Below are 16,192 nucleotides of genomic sequence, written 5' to 3'. Positions count from 1 at the left end.
TTATGCATTTAGAAACTCCAAAAAAGACAATCCAAAAAAGTAGTCAAGAGGTTTATGATTTCTTAATCGATATCAAAAATTTTGAACAATTAATGCCCGAAAACATAAGTAAGTTCGAGTTAATAAACGAAGAACGTTTCTTATTTGCATTAAAAGGAATGCCTGAGATTGTATTACAACGTAAAGAAACTATACCTACAAGTAAGGTTGTTTTAGGTGCTGCTAGCGAAAAACTACCATTTACATTAACAGCAAACATTGTGGCACTAGGTGCTAATGAAACAGAGGTAATTTTAAGTTTTGAAGGGAAATTTAACGCAATGATGGCAATGATGATAAAAAATCCTATCACTAATTTCATTGGCACTTTATCAGATAATTTACAAAAAATTTAATACAATAACTTCAACTCTTTTAGGTCATACTGTTTAAAGATTTCATCTTCCTCTTCTACCAATAATTTACCTTCATTAGTTACATTTCTAATGATTCCTGTAAACATGGTATTTGAGTTATTTAAAAAAGTAGATGCTTTGTCTTTTCTAAAAAGATGTTCTAAATACTGAGTTTTTAAATTTTGCTGATTACCGGCAAAATAATGGTCAAAAACAGCTGAAATGTTTTTGGCCATTATTTTTAATAACTCATCCAGATCATATTGAATACCCGTAATTAATTTTAAAGAAGATACATTTGGCAAATTATTAAATGAAATTTGGTTCACATTTAAACCAATTCCTATAATCGAAGCCTGAATTTTAGATCCAGAAAGTATATTTTCAATTAAAACACCACAAATTTTATTGCTCCCTGACAAAATGTCGTTTGGCCATTTAATCTTTAAATCAGGTATTTTTAGTTCATTTAAACTGCGAAAAATTGCCAAAGAAATACAGATATTTAATTCAAACTGATCACTAACTTCTAAATTATTAAATTTTTTCAAAATACTGAACGTCAGATTTTTACCACCCTCAGAAACCCAAGTAGTCCCCATTTGACCTCTCCCACTTGTCTGCTTATCTGCGACAACAATCGTATAATCTAAAGCCTGAGTATTGAACATCAATTTTTTCAGGTAAAGATTTGTTGAGTCTATGGCATCAAGTTTGATAATTTGCATATGTTAACTATTATGTAAAAGTTAAATCTTATTACTAAAAACAATAGCTAAGAAAACAAAAAAATAATAACTTTGCGAAAATTAAATTTTTTTAATGCAGAAAAAGCAAACAAGCGTAGATGAGCTCATCAGTTTTATTCTAGAGGGAATAGAAGAAGTTAAAGGAAATAACATAAGCTTACTTGACCTAAGAGAAATTGAAAATACGGTTTGCGACTATTTCATAATCTGTAACGGTACTTCAAACACGCATGTAAATGCGATAGTAGGTTCAATCCAAAAAACAGTTAGCAAAAAATTAAAAGACAAACCTTGGCACGTTGAAGGTTCAGACAACTCTGAGTGGATTTTAATGGATTATGTTAATGTAGTTGTACACGTATTCCAAAAGCAAGTACGCGAATATTACGATATTGAAGGACTTTGGGGCGACGCAAAAGTAACCGTGATCGAAAATAGTATTAAATAAAAAAAGAAAATGGCAAAAGAAAACAATACAGGCCCCAAGAAACCTAAGTTTAGCTCATGGTGGATCTATGGAATAATAGCAGTATTATTAATTGGATTCCAGTTTTTCAATAGCGCTAGTTTATCTAGTCAGAAAAAAACGACTACCTCAGAATTACAGGAATATTTAAGAAATGGTGATGTTTCTAAAATATTAATTGTAACAAACACCAGACAAGCTAAAGTTTTCTTAACCAAAGAAGCGTTAGAAAAAGATGTTCATAAGGATGTTGCAAAAAAGCCATTCGGATTATCTGGTGGAGAATCTCCACAGTATGTTTTAGATTATGGTGATCCTCAAAATTTTGAGAATGACATTAAGAACACTAAAGTTGAATACAACTTAGATACTGTTATAGATTATACGACAGAAAACAACGTTATTCTTGACATTCTATTAAGCGTATTACCCTTTATTCTTATTATAGGAATTTGGATTTATCTTATGAGAAGAATGTCTGGAGGCGGAGGCGGAGGCGCTGGAGGTCAGATTTTTAATATTGGAAAATCTAAAGCCAAATTATTTGACGAAAAAACAGATACAAGAACATCTTTTAAAGATGTTGCTGGCTTAGAAGGTGCAAAAGAAGAAGTAGAAGAGATTGTAGATTTTTTAAGAAACCCAGACAAATACACCTCTTTAGGTGGTAAAATACCAAAAGGAGCACTTCTTGTAGGACCTCCTGGAACAGGTAAAACCTTATTAGCAAAAGCGGTTGCAGGCGAGGCTAAAGTTCCTTTCTTTTCATTATCAGGTTCAGATTTTGTTGAAATGTTCGTAGGGGTCGGAGCTTCTAGAGTACGTGATTTATTCAAACAAGCAAAAGAGAAGTCTCCCGCGATAATTTTTATTGACGAAATTGATGCTATCGGTAGAGCTAGAGGTAAAAATAATATGACGGGTTCTAATGATGAACGCGAAAACACCTTAAACCAATTGCTTACTGAAATGGATGGTTTTGGAACAAATACCAATGTAATTGTTTTAGCCGCTACGAACAGAGCAGATGTTTTAGATAAAGCTTTAATGAGAGCTGGCCGTTTTGACAGACAGATCTATGTAGATTTACCAGACATTAGAGAACGTAAGGAAATTTTTGAAGTACATCTTAAGCCAATTAAAACTGCTGAAACATTAGATACCGAATTTTTAGCAAAACAAACTCCTGGTTTTTCTGGAGCAGATATTGCCAATGTTTGTAATGAAGCTGCGCTTATTGCTGCACGTAAAGAAAAGAAAGCGGTAACAAAACAAGATTTCTTAGACGCTGTAGATCGTATTGTTGGTGGTTTAGAAAAGAAAAATAAAATCATTACTCCACGTGAGAAAGAAACGATAGCATACCACGAAGCTGGCCATGCTACGGTAAGTTGGATGCTAGAACATGCAGCTCCATTAGTAAAAGTTACTATTGTACCTAGAGGTCAATCCTTAGGGGCGGCTTGGTACCTACCAGAAGAAAGATCAATCGTTCGTCCTGATCAAATGAAAGACGAAATGTGTGCTACCTTAGGAGGTAGAGCTGCAGAAAAAGTAATATTCGATATTATTTCTACCGGAGCATTAAGTGATTTAGAAAAAGTAACTAAACAAGCAAGAGCTATGGTTACTATTTACGGACTTAATGACAAGATAGGTAACTTAACATATTATGATTCTTCAGGACAAGATTCATACGGTTTCTCTAAACCTTACAGTGAAGAGACTGCACAGACCATAGATCGCGAAATTTCTATCTTAATTGAAGAGCAATACCAAAGAGCGATTGAACTTCTATCTAATAATAAAGATAAACTTACAGAACTAGCAACCCGTTTACTAGAGAAGGAAGTTATCTTTAAGGACGATTTAGAAAAAATATTTGGTAAGAGACCTTTCGAGAAAGATGTTGCTGAAGAAGCTGCAGAAAGAGAACAGGAAGCTGCCAAAGAAGTAGAAGCTACAAAAGAGGCAGATACCAAAAAAGAATAGATTAATTTTAACCAGAAGTTATATTTTAATAAACTTCTGGTTATTTTTGTATTAAATAAGTAGTAGAAGTTTTAAAGATAAGAATGGGTTTTTTTGAGAAACTATTTGGAGGTGGCAAAAGAAAGGTTTCTATGGAAAAAGAAGAAACCAGAGGCATGCATATGCCCGATTTAGACATTCCTATAGATGAAAAATTCACAATTTACTTTAAGAAAAATGGTGGTAAATTTATTTATTGCGATAGTGACCAAGATGTTAGTGAAGCTTTAGCAAATATTCGCTTAGAAAACAGTTGGAATAACACCAATTTTTTTTCGATGGATACAGCGTTAGAAGAAAAATTTACGCGAGAAGGACTTACCTTTACCGATAATCCGAACAAAAGCGAAATATTTTTTACAACCTGCGAACATTTGGTAGCACAGAATGGATCTATCCTAATTTGTTCCAACCAACTAAGAGACCGGAAATTAAATGATTTGCCAGAAAACTTTATAGTTTTTGCAACCACTAGTCAATTAGTAAATTCTATTGGGGAAGGATTAAAAAAAATTAAGAAAAAACACTTAAACAGCATCCCTACTAACATTACGACTATCAAACACTTTCAGGCTATATCAGAAGACAAAAAAGATTTCCTAACTTACGGGAGTAGCTCTAAAAATTTGTATCTTATCCTTCTGGAAGATTTATAATATGGGAGAAATTTTCAGAAGATTACTTACAGGGATCGTTTACGTGGTCATATTGCTATCTGCAATATTTTTAAGTTCAGACGCATTTGACTTTCTATTTATGGCTTTTGGGCTTGCTTGTCTCTACGAGTTTAAGCGAATGACCAAATTACCAGGATACCATATTTTTGCTGCTTACTTAACTCTTTGGTGGGCTTTTATCTATCTTATAAATGATTATTCTAATGCAAGATTATTTATAAATATCTTGATGTTTGTAACGATTACAATAAACATTGGCCTCTTATTTTACTTATTTTCACCTAAAGAGAAAAAGTTTAAAAACATTCAAAAATTTTTAATAGGATTATTTTACATTGGAGGAGGTTGTATCTTTTTGACGATGATACCTTATCAGCAAAATAATTTTGCGAAATTTCTAATCATGGGTATTTTTATACTCATTTGGGTGAATGATTCATTTGCATACTTAGTAGGGAAATCTTTTGGAAAAAATAAACTCTTTCCTAGTGTATCTCCTAAAAAAACATGGGAAGGTACTATCGGTGGTTTAGTATTTGCATTAATAGCTGCCTATTTTTTATCTAAATATGAAACTAATATCAACCTTACACAATGGTTTATCTTAGCATTCGTTATAGTTGTAACTGGCAGTTTAGGAGATTTAATTGAATCAAAATTTAAAAGAGCCGCTGGAGTAAAAGACAGTGGAGCCATTTTACCAGGGCACGGAGGTATGCTAGATCGTTTAGATAGTTTAATTTTCGCAGCACCTTTCGCATATCTAACCTTAAATATTTTCAACCATGTTTCATAAAGAAGGGCAAAAACTTATTTTAATTTCATTTTTTTTAGTTGCCATTATCGTTCTTGCAGCTCATTATTATATTGATATTAATTGGTTGAAATTGCTTATTCAAATTACAGCATTAGTCTTTTTAATTATAATCCTTCAGTTTTTTAGAAACCCAAAACGTAAAGTCTTAAAAAGTTTCGATGAAATTTTAGCCCCTGTAGATGGTAAAGTTGTCGTAATTGAAGAAGTGGAAGAAAAAGAATACTTTAAAGGCAAACGTATTCAAGTATCAATATTCATGTCGCCTATTAACGTACATGTTACTCGGTATCCTGCGAGTGGTGCTATCACCTACTCAAAATACCACCCAGGCAAATTTTTAGTTGCTTGGCACCCAAAGGCAAGTGAAGAGAACGAGAGGACTACTATTGTCATTAAAACCCCTAAATTTGGCGAAATATTATACCGCCAAATCGCTGGTGCATTAGCCAAACGTATTGTTAATTACGCAAAGGTTGGAGATAGTGCTCACCAAGGAGAGGATGCTGGGTTTATAAAATTTGGTTCAAGAGTAGATTTATTCTTACCTTTAGATTCAGCCATTAGTGTAAAACTTAATCAGAAAGTTATTGGTGCAAAAACCTGTATAGCTAGCTTACCAATAAAAGATGAAGAAAGATAAACTTCAGACTGAATTTACAAATGCAGTTTCGTTTGTAAATGAATACACAAATCCTATGCCCGCAGATTTCCTGCTTAAGCTCTATGCTTATTATAAAATTGCGAATAACAATTTTGATAATCCAGGCAGCAGTACTCCGCTTATCAATGCATTCAAAGCAAATGCTTTGTTTCAAGCAAAAAATCTATCTAAAAAGGATGCTATGAGAAAATACATAGCGCTAGTAAGAAAAGATTTAGGCGATTTTTGAGCCCCTTAAAATCTCATTATTAAGGTTCTAAATACCTCTGCATTTACAACTACTTATTCACGAATAACACAAAACCTTTTCTATGGATATTTTCAATTTTTATGGAAGAATCTTGACTTAAATGTTTACGTAAATGTGAAATAAAGACATTTAAGCTTTTGCGATTAAAATAATCATTCTTACCCCAAATGGTGACAAGAATATCTTTATGAGAACATAATTGATTCTTGTTTTCTACTAATAGTTGAAGCAATTCCGTCTCTCTACTCGTTAATTTTACAACACTATCTCGGCACTTTAATTGCTGATTAATCACATCAAAAAAATAAGCTCCTATAGTACATGACGCCAATGATCTAGAATCTAAGAGTTCTTTAGGCGCTAAGCGTGACAATAAAATAGTAATCCGTACGACTAGCTCTTCTTCATCTATTGGCTTCTTTAGATAATCTACAGCACCTAACGAAAATCCTTTTAAAACATCAATCTTTAATGATTTTGCAGTTAGAAATATAAAAGGTAACTCAGGAAAATGGCTTTTAATTTTTGAGGCCAAAGTAAAGCCATCCATTTCGGGCATCATAACATCCAAAATAGCAAGTTGAAAAATAGAAGACTCCATACTTGTTAATGCTTCTGAACCAGACTTGACCCTAGTTATTTCGAAACCTTTCATTTTCAAATATTCAGAAAGAAGATAACCTAGAGATTCATCGTCTTCCACTAATAATATAGAATGTTTACCTGTATTAACCATGAGATACCAAAGGTAATTCAATTACAACTGATGTTCCTTTTCCTAGTTCACTATCCAAAGAAATTTTACCCCTATGGTTTTTAACTACATTCTTTACATAACTAAGCCCTAATCCATATCCTTTTACTTTATGCAAATTACCATCAACAACACGGTAATATTTCTGAAAAATTAATCGTTGTTCTTTTTGAGCGATACCTGTTCCATTGTCTGTTATACAAATTAAAAGCTTCTTATTACGCACTGTAGTATTTAAAAGTATTTTAGAATTATCAGAATATTTCTTAGCATTATCAAGAACATTAATTATAGCATTCTCTAAATGAGAAGCTTCTGCTTTTATCCTATAATGTTCCCCTTTTAAATCATATTCAAAGTGAACATCCTCTAAATGTGTAATTGCTTCAAATTCTCTACAAATATTTTTCAAATTTGGGTAAAAATCTAGTGTTGTCAATGTAAAAACATGTTTCCCACCCTCTAAGCTAGCCAAGTCTAACACTTTATCAATATGGTTCTTTAGTCGGTCTACCTGCGCTCTAATAAGCTTAATAACTGGTTTCTGAGTCGCTACATCTTCCTGCTCTAATAACTTTGTAGCTAAACCAATGGAAAACACAGGTGTTTTTAGCTCATGAGTAAGGTTATTAATAAACTCATTGGTTGTTGTGATAACCTTGCGTTGCCAATAAAATGATTTTAACACCCAAACAACTACGAGAATAATTGCCAACATAAAAATAAGGCTTGGAATCGTGAGACCGTTTAATTGATATAAGAAAAAGGCATTCATATCCGTAAAATGTAATTCCAAAAAAAAGACTTTCTCCTATTAATTTAGGCAAATACCCTTCCAATTCTAATGGGAAAACTACTATATTATCTTCTTTTTTAAAACGTTTAGGAGAGTGCAAATAATAGGTAGAATCTCTTGAAATTAATTGATAAGTGAAATCGGAAGTTATTCCGACAGCCGCTAATCTATCCCTCAAAAAATCATTTAAAAAATGACTTGAAGCATCCTGAACACTATCTAAACTAAGACTAAAATAAGAGCCATCTTTAGTAATAGATTTACCAATTAAAAAAGTAAGTTCATTTTCTGTTCTAAGGTCATTTTTAATATGGCTACTGACAGCCACCATATTCTTATTAAATTGAACTTTTGCGAGATTTAATCCGATTTTTAAATATTGATACTGTACAACGAATAAACCAAGTACAGAGATTACAAATACAATGAGATAAAGTTTTCTTCTAAATAGCACGACAACAAATTAAGGTAAAAACTAAAATTAAACAGACTAGTTTCTAAATTATTTATCGAATTAACTTTTCATTAATCTTTTTGACTTATCGTTAATCTTGTTATATTCAAATAATAGCTACCTTAGTAACCGAGTTAATTTATTTCAAAAAACAATTTTACTAAGCCAACCTCTTTTATGGTTGGCTTTTAATTTTAGCACAACCAAACCATCTCTACTATGAAATCTTTTTTTAATAATGTAGCTGATAAGATCAGTGCATTAAACTTTCTAGCTATTTCAATTGGATTGGTCTATCTTTTTTTCGGAATACTAAAGTTTTTTTCATCGCTAAGCCCTGCGGAAGATCTTGCGATACAAACCATCAATAGTCTTACATTTAATGTCATCCCTGAAAAAACTTCCATATGGCTCCTTGCTATATGGGAAACATTTGTTGGTGCTTGTTTACTTTTTAACTTTCACAAAAAAGCCATCTTAATTTTAGCTTTGGTTCACATGTTTTTTACTTTCACACCCTTGTTTCTAGCTCCTGAAATTACGTTTAGCGATGCAAGCTTTGCTCCTACATTATTAGGGCAATACATTTTTAAAAATGTAGTTATTGTTGCGGCATTAGCCACCCTTCTAAAAAACGAGAATATGAAAAGAAAACTGAGTATGGCTACCAATCAATAGGATTATAATCCTTTAAAAATTTACCACACCAATGCTTCCCTGTATTAATACCATCTATTAATGGATCTAATACTCGCGCTGCTCCATCTACAATATCTAATGGTGGCTGAAAGTCGTGAACTTCTTGTTTCTTTTTTGATAATTCTGCCGGATCTTCATCGGTTACCCAACCTGTATCAACAGCATTCATAAAAACACCATCTGTAGCAAAATCTAATGCAGAAGTATGGGTCATCATGTTTAAAGCTGCTTTTGCCATATTGGTATGTGGGTGCCTATCTTCTTTATAGAAACGGTGAAACTTACCTTCCATCGCAGAAACATTGATAATATGTTTTTTACCTGTATTTTCTTGACGCATAAGCCTAGACAACCTATTACACAATACAAAGGGTGCTACTGCATTCACTAACTGAACTTCTATCATTTCAGGAGTTTCAATCTCTCCCAGTTTCAAGCGCCAACTATTTGTTTTACGCAAATCTACTTGTTGTAAATCAGCATCTAACTCCCCTTCCGGGAACACTTCTTTTGTAGCCAAAGAATTATCAAAGCTATAAGGTATTTGAGATAATTTAGCCGAAGCACGTATACCAATTCCAGGCTCAGGAGCATGCCAATTTACAGGTAAGGTATCATTTTCTTGACTAGAAATATTTTTACCTAAAGCATTCAACTCATCTAAACAGTATAAATGATCTGCTAATACTTCTTTTGCTGCTTTGGGCAAAGCTGCAACTGGCATCTCTTCATTTTTCATCAAATGTTGATAAAAACCTGCTGGCCTTCTAACCGTTTGCGCTGCATTATTAATTAAAATATCTAAACGATCATACTGTTGTTCTATAAAATTACAGAAGATTTCTACACTAGGAATATGACGTAAATCTAATCCGTGTATTTTAAGGCGATGCCCCCATTTAGAAAAGTCGTCCTCCTTAGCAAACCGTAAGGCAGAATCTACTGGGAAACGTGTGGTAGCTACAACAGTTGCCCCTGCACGTAATAAAATTAAAGTAATATGATAGCCTATTTTTAAACGAGACCCTGTAACGATTGCTACCTGACCTGTAAGGTCTGCGGTTTGATAGCGTTTAGCATAATTAAAATCTCCACAATCTTGACACATGGTATCATAAAAATGATGCAGTTTTGTATACACTGTTTTACAAACATAACAATTGCGAGGAGATTCTAATTCTTTTCCTTCTAAATCATTAAGCTTAGCAGCTTCTAATAATATTGGTGCTTTAAATATTACAGATTCTCGAGCACTACGTATTCCTGTTTCTTTACGCGCATGCTTATCGCGCTCAATCATTTTACGCTTTGCAGCTTTTGCAGCATCTTTCTTGCGTTGCTTAAATTCATGACGATTTGGTCTAGACAACAGACCTGCCGCCTTAAGCAAGGCTACCCGTTTCTCTTCAGGAAGCTCTAATATTTGAAAAGCATTTTCTCCCAACTTATCTAAAATGGAAATACAGGCATCTACTTCTTCAAGACTAACATAATTAGTTTTCTTCGCTCCAATTTCCTTTTCATTTTCAGAATCCATACAACTACTATTCAATGATTTTAACGCTGCAAATGTACAGTTAAAAACAAACAACCTTAAAAAAAAGATACATCTGAATGCTGTAGTATGAACACTAAAAAAAAACATAATATAGCTAATGCAAAAAAAAGAGCTGCATACTAGAAAATAAAATACCATGTTATGCCACAAAAAAAAACTCCATTTATACCTATTTAGATACAAATGGAGTTTTATATTTTTTTAAAGCTACTAAAGTCTTCCAAAAAAGAAAATCAATCTAATTACTATTAAAATCAGGCCTATAACACCCCAAATTGAAAATGAACCAGATTCTTCTGGAGGAGCAGACTGAGCCGCATATGATTTTGCCGCTATTTTTGAAGCTTCTTTCGGATCAATGATAAAATCATTACAATTTGAAATGAAATCAGGCTTTCTTTGAGTTAAAGAACAAACGATTCCTAAATTAGGGTCAAAAGTTCTTTTTTCGCACTTTTTACAAAAAGCGAGACGCTGTGGTAAATCCATATGATAAAATTTGGTTGGTAAAAAGCTAACGCTCTTATTACTATTGTAGTATATTAACTACAATAAACCCCAATATATCATACCGTTTTACGACAAAGCGCTATTATTTCACCTTAGTTTCTAAAACTTTCTTCCCTTCTAAATAACCAATCATTACATCTCCTGAATTAACTTTTCCTACCCCTTTTGGTGGTGTTCCAGTTAATAAGATATCTCCTGGGTTTAGCGTCATTACTGAAGAAACATACACAACAAAGTCTACCAAATTAGTAATCATATGAGAACTATTTCCTTTCTGCACTTCTACACCATTTACTTCATAAGAAAAATTAATATTTGTAACATCAGGAAAATCAGCTATTGGATAAAAAGGAGCAATCGGTGTTGCGCCATCAAAACCTTTAGCTAAAGCCCAAGGCCCTTTTGTTTCTCTACTACTTGCCAACACATCTTTAGCCGTTAAGTCATTAGACAATGTTACCGCATCTACAAAACTTAAGGCATTATCTTCTGTAGCACCTTTACATGTTTTTCCAATTCTAAAAGCTAATTCCGCTTCAAACCAAACATCATTTGAAAAACTAGGAAGCACAAGATCTTCATTGTTTTCTAAAAGTGTGGTATCTGGTTTAGTAAAAACAATTGGCACTACCTTTCCTGAAGGCATTTCACTCAACTCATTTACATAATTTTTCCCTACCGCTACTATTTTCATTATATATTCTATGGATTAGTTATTTTAAACTTGCTAGACTTTTTTGTAATGTCTCAATTTTTGCTTCTGCATCTGACTTCTTCTTACGTTCAATTTCAATTACCTGGTCTGGTGCATTGCTTACAAAACGTTCATTAGACAATTTCTTTTCTACAGACATTAAAAAGCCTTTTGTATACTTTAATTCTTCTTCTATCTTTTTAATTTCTGCATCAACATCAATAGCACCACTTATAGGAATAAAATATTCATTGCTTTTTACTCTAAAAGATAAAGCACCATCTACAGCTTCAGACACATAAGAAATCTCAGAAACATTAGTCAATTTTGTAATAACAGTATCCCAATCTTTTGCAATATCTGCTTCATTTAAAACAGAAAGCTCTAAATATTCCTTCATCGGAATATTCTTTTGCTTTCTAATAGTTCTTACCCCAGCAATAACCTCTGCTGCAAAATCAAATCCTGAAATTAATACTTCATCAACCTTATTCGCTTCTGGCCACTTTGCAATGACCAATGCTTCTTCCGGAGTTCTTTCTGCAATATGCTGCCAAATTTCTTCCGTTAAGAATGGCATAAATGGATGCAATAATTTTAAATTATTTTCAAAGATTGCTAGAACCGCATCAAATGTTGTTTTATCAATTGGCTGTTGGTATGCTGGTTTCACAATCTCTAGCAACCAAGAACTATAATCATCCCAAACTAGTTTGTAAATAGCCATTAAAGCATCTGAAATTCGATACTTACTAAAATGATCTTCAATTTCTAAGAGCGTTTGATTAAATTTAGCATTGTACCATTCTAACCCTAATTTTGAAGCTTCTGGCTGCGGCAAATCTGCCACTTCCCAACCTTGCACTAAGCGGAAACCATTCCAAATTTTATTAGCAAAGTTTTTTCCTTGTTGACAAAGTGATTCATCAAACATTAGATCATTACCTGCTGCTGCGCTTAGCAATAAACCTACACGTACACCATCTGCTCCGTATTCTTCAATTAACCCTAATGCATCAGGAGAATTACCTAACGATTTAGACATTTTCCTTCTTTGCTTATCACGGACTAAACCTGTTAAATAAACATTTTCAAAAGGTGGCTTATCACGGTATTCATAACCTGAAATAATCATACGTGCTACCCAGAAGAATAAAATATCTGGACCCGTAACTAAATCATTTGTAGGGTAATAATACTCTATCTCTTTATTCTCCGGCTCTAAGATTCCGTTAAAAACACTTATAGGCCACAACCAAGAAGAGAACCACGTATCTAGGGCATCTTCATCTTGTTTTAAATCAGAAATTTTTAAAGTAGAATTTCCTGTTTTTACTATTGCTTTTTCAAGCGCTTCATCCTTACTTTCTGCTACTACAAAATCTTCTGCGCCTTCTCCGTAATAATAGGCAGGTATTTGTTGTCCCCACCAAAGCTGCCTAGAAATATTCCAATCCCGAATATTCTCCATCCAATGACGGTACGTATTTTCGAACTTTTTTGGAAACAACTTAACATCTCCTGTTTCTAAAACGGCTTTTATCGCTGGTTCAGCAAGTTCTTCCATCTTTAAAAACCATTGATCTGATAATCTTGGCTCTATTACTGCTTTTGTTCTTTCTGAGGTTCCTACTTTATTTAAGTGGGTTTCAGTTTTTACTAAAAAGCCTTTTTCTTCTAATTCTTTTGAAATTTCTTTTCGCACTACAAAACGGTCTTTACCCTCGTAATGCAATCCATGATGGTTTAAACTGGCATCAGCATTTAAAATATCTATTACCTCTAAATTATGTTTTTCTCCTAGCGCCTTATCATTAATATCATGAGCAGGAGTAACTTTTAAACACCCTGTTCCAAATTCTATATCAACATAGTCATCTTCGATAATAGGAATAGCTCTACCACTTAGAGGAACAATGGCTTTTTTACCTTTTAAGTGTGTATATCGTTCATCATTAGGGTTAATACAAATAGCGGTATCTCCTAAAATAGTTTCTGGTCTTGTGGTAGCAATTGTCACTTTTTCATCAGAACCTTCTATTTGATATTCTAAATAATAAAGTAAGCCTTGCTTCTCCTCGTGAATTACTTCTTCATCAGAAAGTGTTGTTTGCGCTTCTGGATCCCAGTTTACCATTCTAAACCCACGGTAAATAAGTCCTTTTTCAAATAAATCTACAAAAACTTTAATCACAGATGCAGACATGTTGTCATCTAAGGTAAATTTTGTTCGATCCCAATCACAAGAACATCCTAATTTTTTAAGCTGTTCTAAAATAACCCCACCATATTCATCGGTCCAATCCCAAGCGTGTTTTAAAAATTCTTCCCGAGTTAAATCGGCTTTATCAATACCTTGTTCTTTTAATTTTGCAACTACTTTAGCTTCCGTAGCGATAGAAGCGTGATCTGTACCTGGCACCCAACAGGCATTTTTACCCATTAATCGTGCTCTTCTAATCAATACATCTTGAATAGTATTGTTAAGCATATGCCCCATATGCAATACTCCCGTTACATTTGGCGGAGGTATTACAATGGTATATGGCTCTCTTTCATCTGGGGTAGAATGAAAATAACCATTACTCATCCAGTATTCATACCAATGTTTTTCTACTTTCTGAGATTCATATTTTGATGCTATTTCCATATTTTGGTATAATTATTGTTTTAAATGATATGTATCTTCTTGAAGAACCCTCTAAATGTTAAAAATTAAGTTTTTAGACTTCTTGAAATACGAAACAAAAATAAGTAACGTTATCAGATAACGAAAGAATTTTGAGGTTCATATCAAAATAGTTACATTTGAATCTCACCCAAAACTAAAAATGATGAAAAAAATTGTACTAATTTTATTTATTGGTCTATTAGGAATTAGCCTAAACGCACAGGACAAAGCTGCAAAAATTGAATTTAAATCAGATACTGTAGATTACGGTACTATTGAAAAAGGTTCAGACGGAAATCGTGTATTTTTATTTACAAATACAGGAGATGCGCCATTAATTATTAGTAAAGTAAGTTCTAGCTGTGGATGTACGATCCCAAAAACTCCAAAAGATCCTATTTTACCAGGTAAAACAGGTGAAATTCAAGTAAAATATGACACGAACAGAGTTGGAGCTATTAGAAAAGCGGTTACCGTTATTTCAAACGCTGCCACTCCTACTGTAGTTTTAAAAATAAAAGGAGAAGTTAAAGAGACTGTTGTTCAATAGTTTTTTTACCCTTATAAAATTTAAGCCTAACACTTTGTGTTAGGCTTTTTTTATTTAAAATTTTTTTTAAGAACAAATGATAGTTGCATATCGCGATTAGCACGCTCAATGACTAATTTAATTTTTTTCTCTTCTCGCTCATTCAAGAACCCAAGTACCTCCTGTATTTTATAGCTATGAACGCTTTTTCCATTAACAGAAAGCAGTAAATCTCCTTTTTGCAATCCTGCTTCATGCGCAGGACTTCCTATTCGTATAGCCGAAATAACAATTTCAGGAACTAAACTTAGCCGTGTTGCATCCTCAAATAACAACTGAACGTCGCCAAATGAGTTAGCACCTTCTTTTCCATTTGAAACGACCCCTTTGCCATCAGAAATCTTGTCTGCTACGTACCGTATACCGGTATGAATTAAATCAATACCACTCATATTATATTTAAAAGGTTTTTTAAAATAGGCATTTTGCTTTAGGATTATTTCTTCTTCTGGATAATTAAATACAATATTAAATCTTCTTAAGGCCTCTCCTCCTATGCTACCATTTCTGTCTCCCAAATCACGAATAGAATTGAATGTTTCCATTTCTGGGAAGGCAACTTTAGCACCATGCAATTCACTTGTTCCAAGCCGAAAGCCATTAACTTTAGTTCTTTTTCCAAAAACATCCCCATTTAGACCTTTGCCTAGAAAATCATCATAGTTTAAAAGCGGAACATCTATTCCTTTTTCTCTGTCTTCAAAAAGCCATATCGCATCAGAACTCCCTGTATCTACCAACAATCTTACAGGTACTTGAATCGTGTCATTAAAAAACACATCTCCCTTTACATATCCTCTTTTGTTTTCAATATCAAGAGGTAATACTTGGTGTCGCTTACTAATTTTTGAAGTGTACTGTTTAGGATCATAGAATTTTATAGTTTGCTTAGCATAGTTGATATCTATTACAAAAGCTCTAAATAAATCATAGCCAATAATACCATGAACAGGTATTCCGAATGTGGTTGAAAAATTAATATCCTTATCTATGACAACAAAAAGCTTTTGTTTTACATTTTTAATGTTTTTTATTTTAAACGTATTCCCTGAAGAACTCAAGGCTACAATAGATTTTTCTGCTCCCAAGCCCTTTAATTTAACTTCTGACACATCATTAATTTGTATAGAGTCTTGACCCGATAAATTGAAGAGAATAGGTGTAGTTACTCCTGTATCTAATATAAAAGAAAGTTCACTACCATTTACTTCAATCGGAATAATTACAACATTATTAATTAATTGAAACTTTATTTTCTGGACAGACTCCCCTTCTTTTAATTGAAAATTTTGCGCGAAAGAAAATAACGGAAGACAACTAATTACCACTAAGAAATATTTAAAAAAATGCTCCATTTTTAATGATTCAATAATTATATAGCTATAATTTACACTTTTAAGCACGTACAGCATAATATATTA

18 protein-coding genes are annotated in these 16,192 nt (G+C 33.0%); 9 read left to right on the top strand and 9 right to left on the bottom strand.

Annotation, left to right across the window (positions count from 1 at the left end; all coding sequences use genetic code 11):
- Positions 1–2: 2 nt before the first annotated feature.
- Positions 3–395: an orotate phosphoribosyltransferase gene (locus CELAL_RS11560; protein ID WP_041557710.1), complete on the top strand. Its 393-nt coding sequence runs from the start codon at positions 3–5 to the stop codon at positions 393–395.
- Here the strand turns inward: CELAL_RS11560 and CELAL_RS11555 are convergent.
- On the bottom strand, positions 392–1,123 hold the full coding sequence (locus CELAL_RS11555) for a biotin--[acetyl-CoA-carboxylase] ligase (protein WP_013551092.1): 732 nt from the start codon (positions 1,121–1,123) through the stop codon (positions 392–394). The two genes, CELAL_RS11560 and CELAL_RS11555, sit on opposite strands and share 4 nt — an antisense overlap.
- Before the next feature lie 94 nt (positions 1,124–1,217).
- Here CELAL_RS11555 and rsfS point away from each other — a divergent pair, with 94 nt between their 5' ends.
- From rsfS to CELAL_RS11525, 6 genes are all read left to right on the top strand, one after another.
- On the top strand, positions 1,218–1,592 hold the full coding sequence (gene rsfS / locus CELAL_RS11550; protein ID WP_013551091.1) for a ribosome silencing factor: 375 nt from the start codon (positions 1,218–1,220) through the stop codon (positions 1,590–1,592).
- Between the two features lie 9 nt (positions 1,593–1,601).
- Positions 1,602–3,602, top strand: a complete 2,001-nt coding sequence (gene ftsH, locus CELAL_RS11545; RefSeq protein WP_013551090.1) for an ATP-dependent zinc metalloprotease FtsH — start codon at positions 1,602–1,604, stop codon at positions 3,600–3,602.
- Positions 3,603–3,685: 83 nt separating this feature from the next.
- Positions 3,686–4,297, top strand: a complete 612-nt coding sequence (locus CELAL_RS11540; RefSeq protein WP_013551089.1) for an LUD domain-containing protein — start codon at positions 3,686–3,688, stop codon at positions 4,295–4,297.
- A gap of 1 nt (position 4,298) precedes the next feature.
- Entirely contained in the window at positions 4,299–5,114 is an 816-nt protein-coding gene (locus tag CELAL_RS11535; RefSeq protein WP_013551088.1) for a phosphatidate cytidylyltransferase, read from the top strand.
- The gene (locus CELAL_RS11530; RefSeq protein WP_013551087.1) at positions 5,104–5,775 is read left to right on the top strand and encodes a phosphatidylserine decarboxylase family protein; all 672 of its coding nucleotides are present in this window, start codon (positions 5,104–5,106) and stop codon (positions 5,773–5,775) included. Before CELAL_RS11535 ends, CELAL_RS11530 begins: the two co-directional genes overlap by 11 nt.
- Positions 5,762–6,025, top strand: coding sequence for an acyl-CoA-binding protein (locus tag CELAL_RS11525; protein WP_013551086.1), 264 nt, complete (start codon positions 5,762–5,764; stop codon positions 6,023–6,025). Before CELAL_RS11530 ends, CELAL_RS11525 begins: the two co-directional genes overlap by 14 nt.
- Before the next feature lie 49 nt (positions 6,026–6,074).
- Here CELAL_RS11525 and CELAL_RS11520 read toward each other — a convergent pair whose 3' ends face one another.
- The 3 genes from CELAL_RS11520 to CELAL_RS22610 are packed head-to-tail and all read right to left on the bottom strand — an operon-like array spanning position 6,075 to position 8,050.
- On the bottom strand, positions 6,075–6,782 hold the full coding sequence (locus CELAL_RS11520; protein ID WP_013551085.1) for a response regulator transcription factor: 708 nt from the start codon (positions 6,780–6,782) through the stop codon (positions 6,075–6,077).
- Positions 6,775–7,518, bottom strand: a complete 744-nt coding sequence (locus tag CELAL_RS22615) for a sensor histidine kinase (protein WP_245529621.1) — start codon at positions 7,516–7,518, stop codon at positions 6,775–6,777. The genes CELAL_RS11520 and CELAL_RS22615 overlap by 8 nt, the downstream gene beginning before the upstream one ends.
- A complete protein-coding gene (locus tag CELAL_RS22610) occupies positions 7,439–8,050 on the bottom strand; it encodes a hypothetical protein (RefSeq protein ID WP_245529619.1) in 612 nt (203 codons plus the stop codon). The genes CELAL_RS22615 and CELAL_RS22610 overlap by 80 nt, the downstream gene beginning before the upstream one ends.
- A 219-nt stretch (positions 8,051–8,269) precedes the next feature.
- Here CELAL_RS22610 and CELAL_RS11510 point away from each other — a divergent pair, with 219 nt between their 5' ends.
- Positions 8,270–8,728 carry a hypothetical protein gene (locus tag CELAL_RS11510; protein ID WP_013551084.1) on the top strand — a complete coding sequence of 153 codons (459 nt, stop codon included), beginning with the start codon at positions 8,270–8,272 and terminating at the stop codon, positions 8,726–8,728.
- On the opposite strand, the gene CELAL_RS11505 is transcribed toward CELAL_RS11510, so the two are convergent.
- From CELAL_RS11505 to CELAL_RS11490, 4 genes are all read right to left on the bottom strand, one after another.
- Positions 8,715–10,286 (bottom strand): SDR family NAD(P)-dependent oxidoreductase, encoded by a 1,572-nt coding sequence (locus CELAL_RS11505; RefSeq protein WP_041557709.1) that lies wholly within the window; start codon positions 10,284–10,286, stop codon positions 8,715–8,717. The two genes, CELAL_RS11510 and CELAL_RS11505, sit on opposite strands and share 14 nt — an antisense overlap.
- Before the next feature lie 231 nt (positions 10,287–10,517).
- Positions 10,518–10,796 carry a hypothetical protein gene (locus tag CELAL_RS11500; protein ID WP_013551082.1) on the bottom strand — a complete coding sequence of 93 codons (279 nt, stop codon included), beginning with the start codon at positions 10,794–10,796 and terminating at the stop codon, positions 10,518–10,520.
- A gap of 103 nt (positions 10,797–10,899) precedes the next feature.
- A complete protein-coding gene (locus CELAL_RS11495) occupies positions 10,900–11,511 on the bottom strand; it encodes a fumarylacetoacetate hydrolase family protein (RefSeq protein ID WP_013551081.1) in 612 nt (203 codons plus the stop codon).
- 19 nt (positions 11,512–11,530) lie between these two features.
- Positions 11,531–14,161 carry a valine--tRNA ligase gene (locus CELAL_RS11490; protein ID WP_013551080.1) on the bottom strand — a complete coding sequence of 877 codons (2,631 nt, stop codon included), beginning with the start codon at positions 14,159–14,161 and terminating at the stop codon, positions 11,531–11,533.
- 181 nt (positions 14,162–14,342) lie between these two features.
- Here CELAL_RS11490 and CELAL_RS11485 point away from each other — a divergent pair, with 181 nt between their 5' ends.
- Positions 14,343–14,732 (top strand): DUF1573 domain-containing protein, encoded by a 390-nt coding sequence (locus CELAL_RS11485; RefSeq protein WP_013551079.1) that lies wholly within the window; start codon positions 14,343–14,345, stop codon positions 14,730–14,732.
- 50 nt (positions 14,733–14,782) lie between these two features.
- Here CELAL_RS11485 and CELAL_RS11480 read toward each other — a convergent pair whose 3' ends face one another.
- Positions 14,783–16,126 carry an aspartyl protease family protein gene (locus CELAL_RS11480; RefSeq protein ID WP_041558110.1) on the bottom strand — a complete coding sequence of 448 codons (1,344 nt, stop codon included), beginning with the start codon at positions 16,124–16,126 and terminating at the stop codon, positions 14,783–14,785.
- Positions 16,127–16,192 lie beyond the last annotated feature (66 nt).

This window comes from Cellulophaga algicola DSM 14237, from assembly GCF_000186265.1.
Lineage (GTDB): Bacteria > Bacteroidota > Bacteroidia > Flavobacteriales > Flavobacteriaceae > Cellulophaga > Cellulophaga algicola.
Note: the sequence above shows the minus strand (reverse complement) of the source record. Positions and strands in the feature narration are given on the sequence as shown.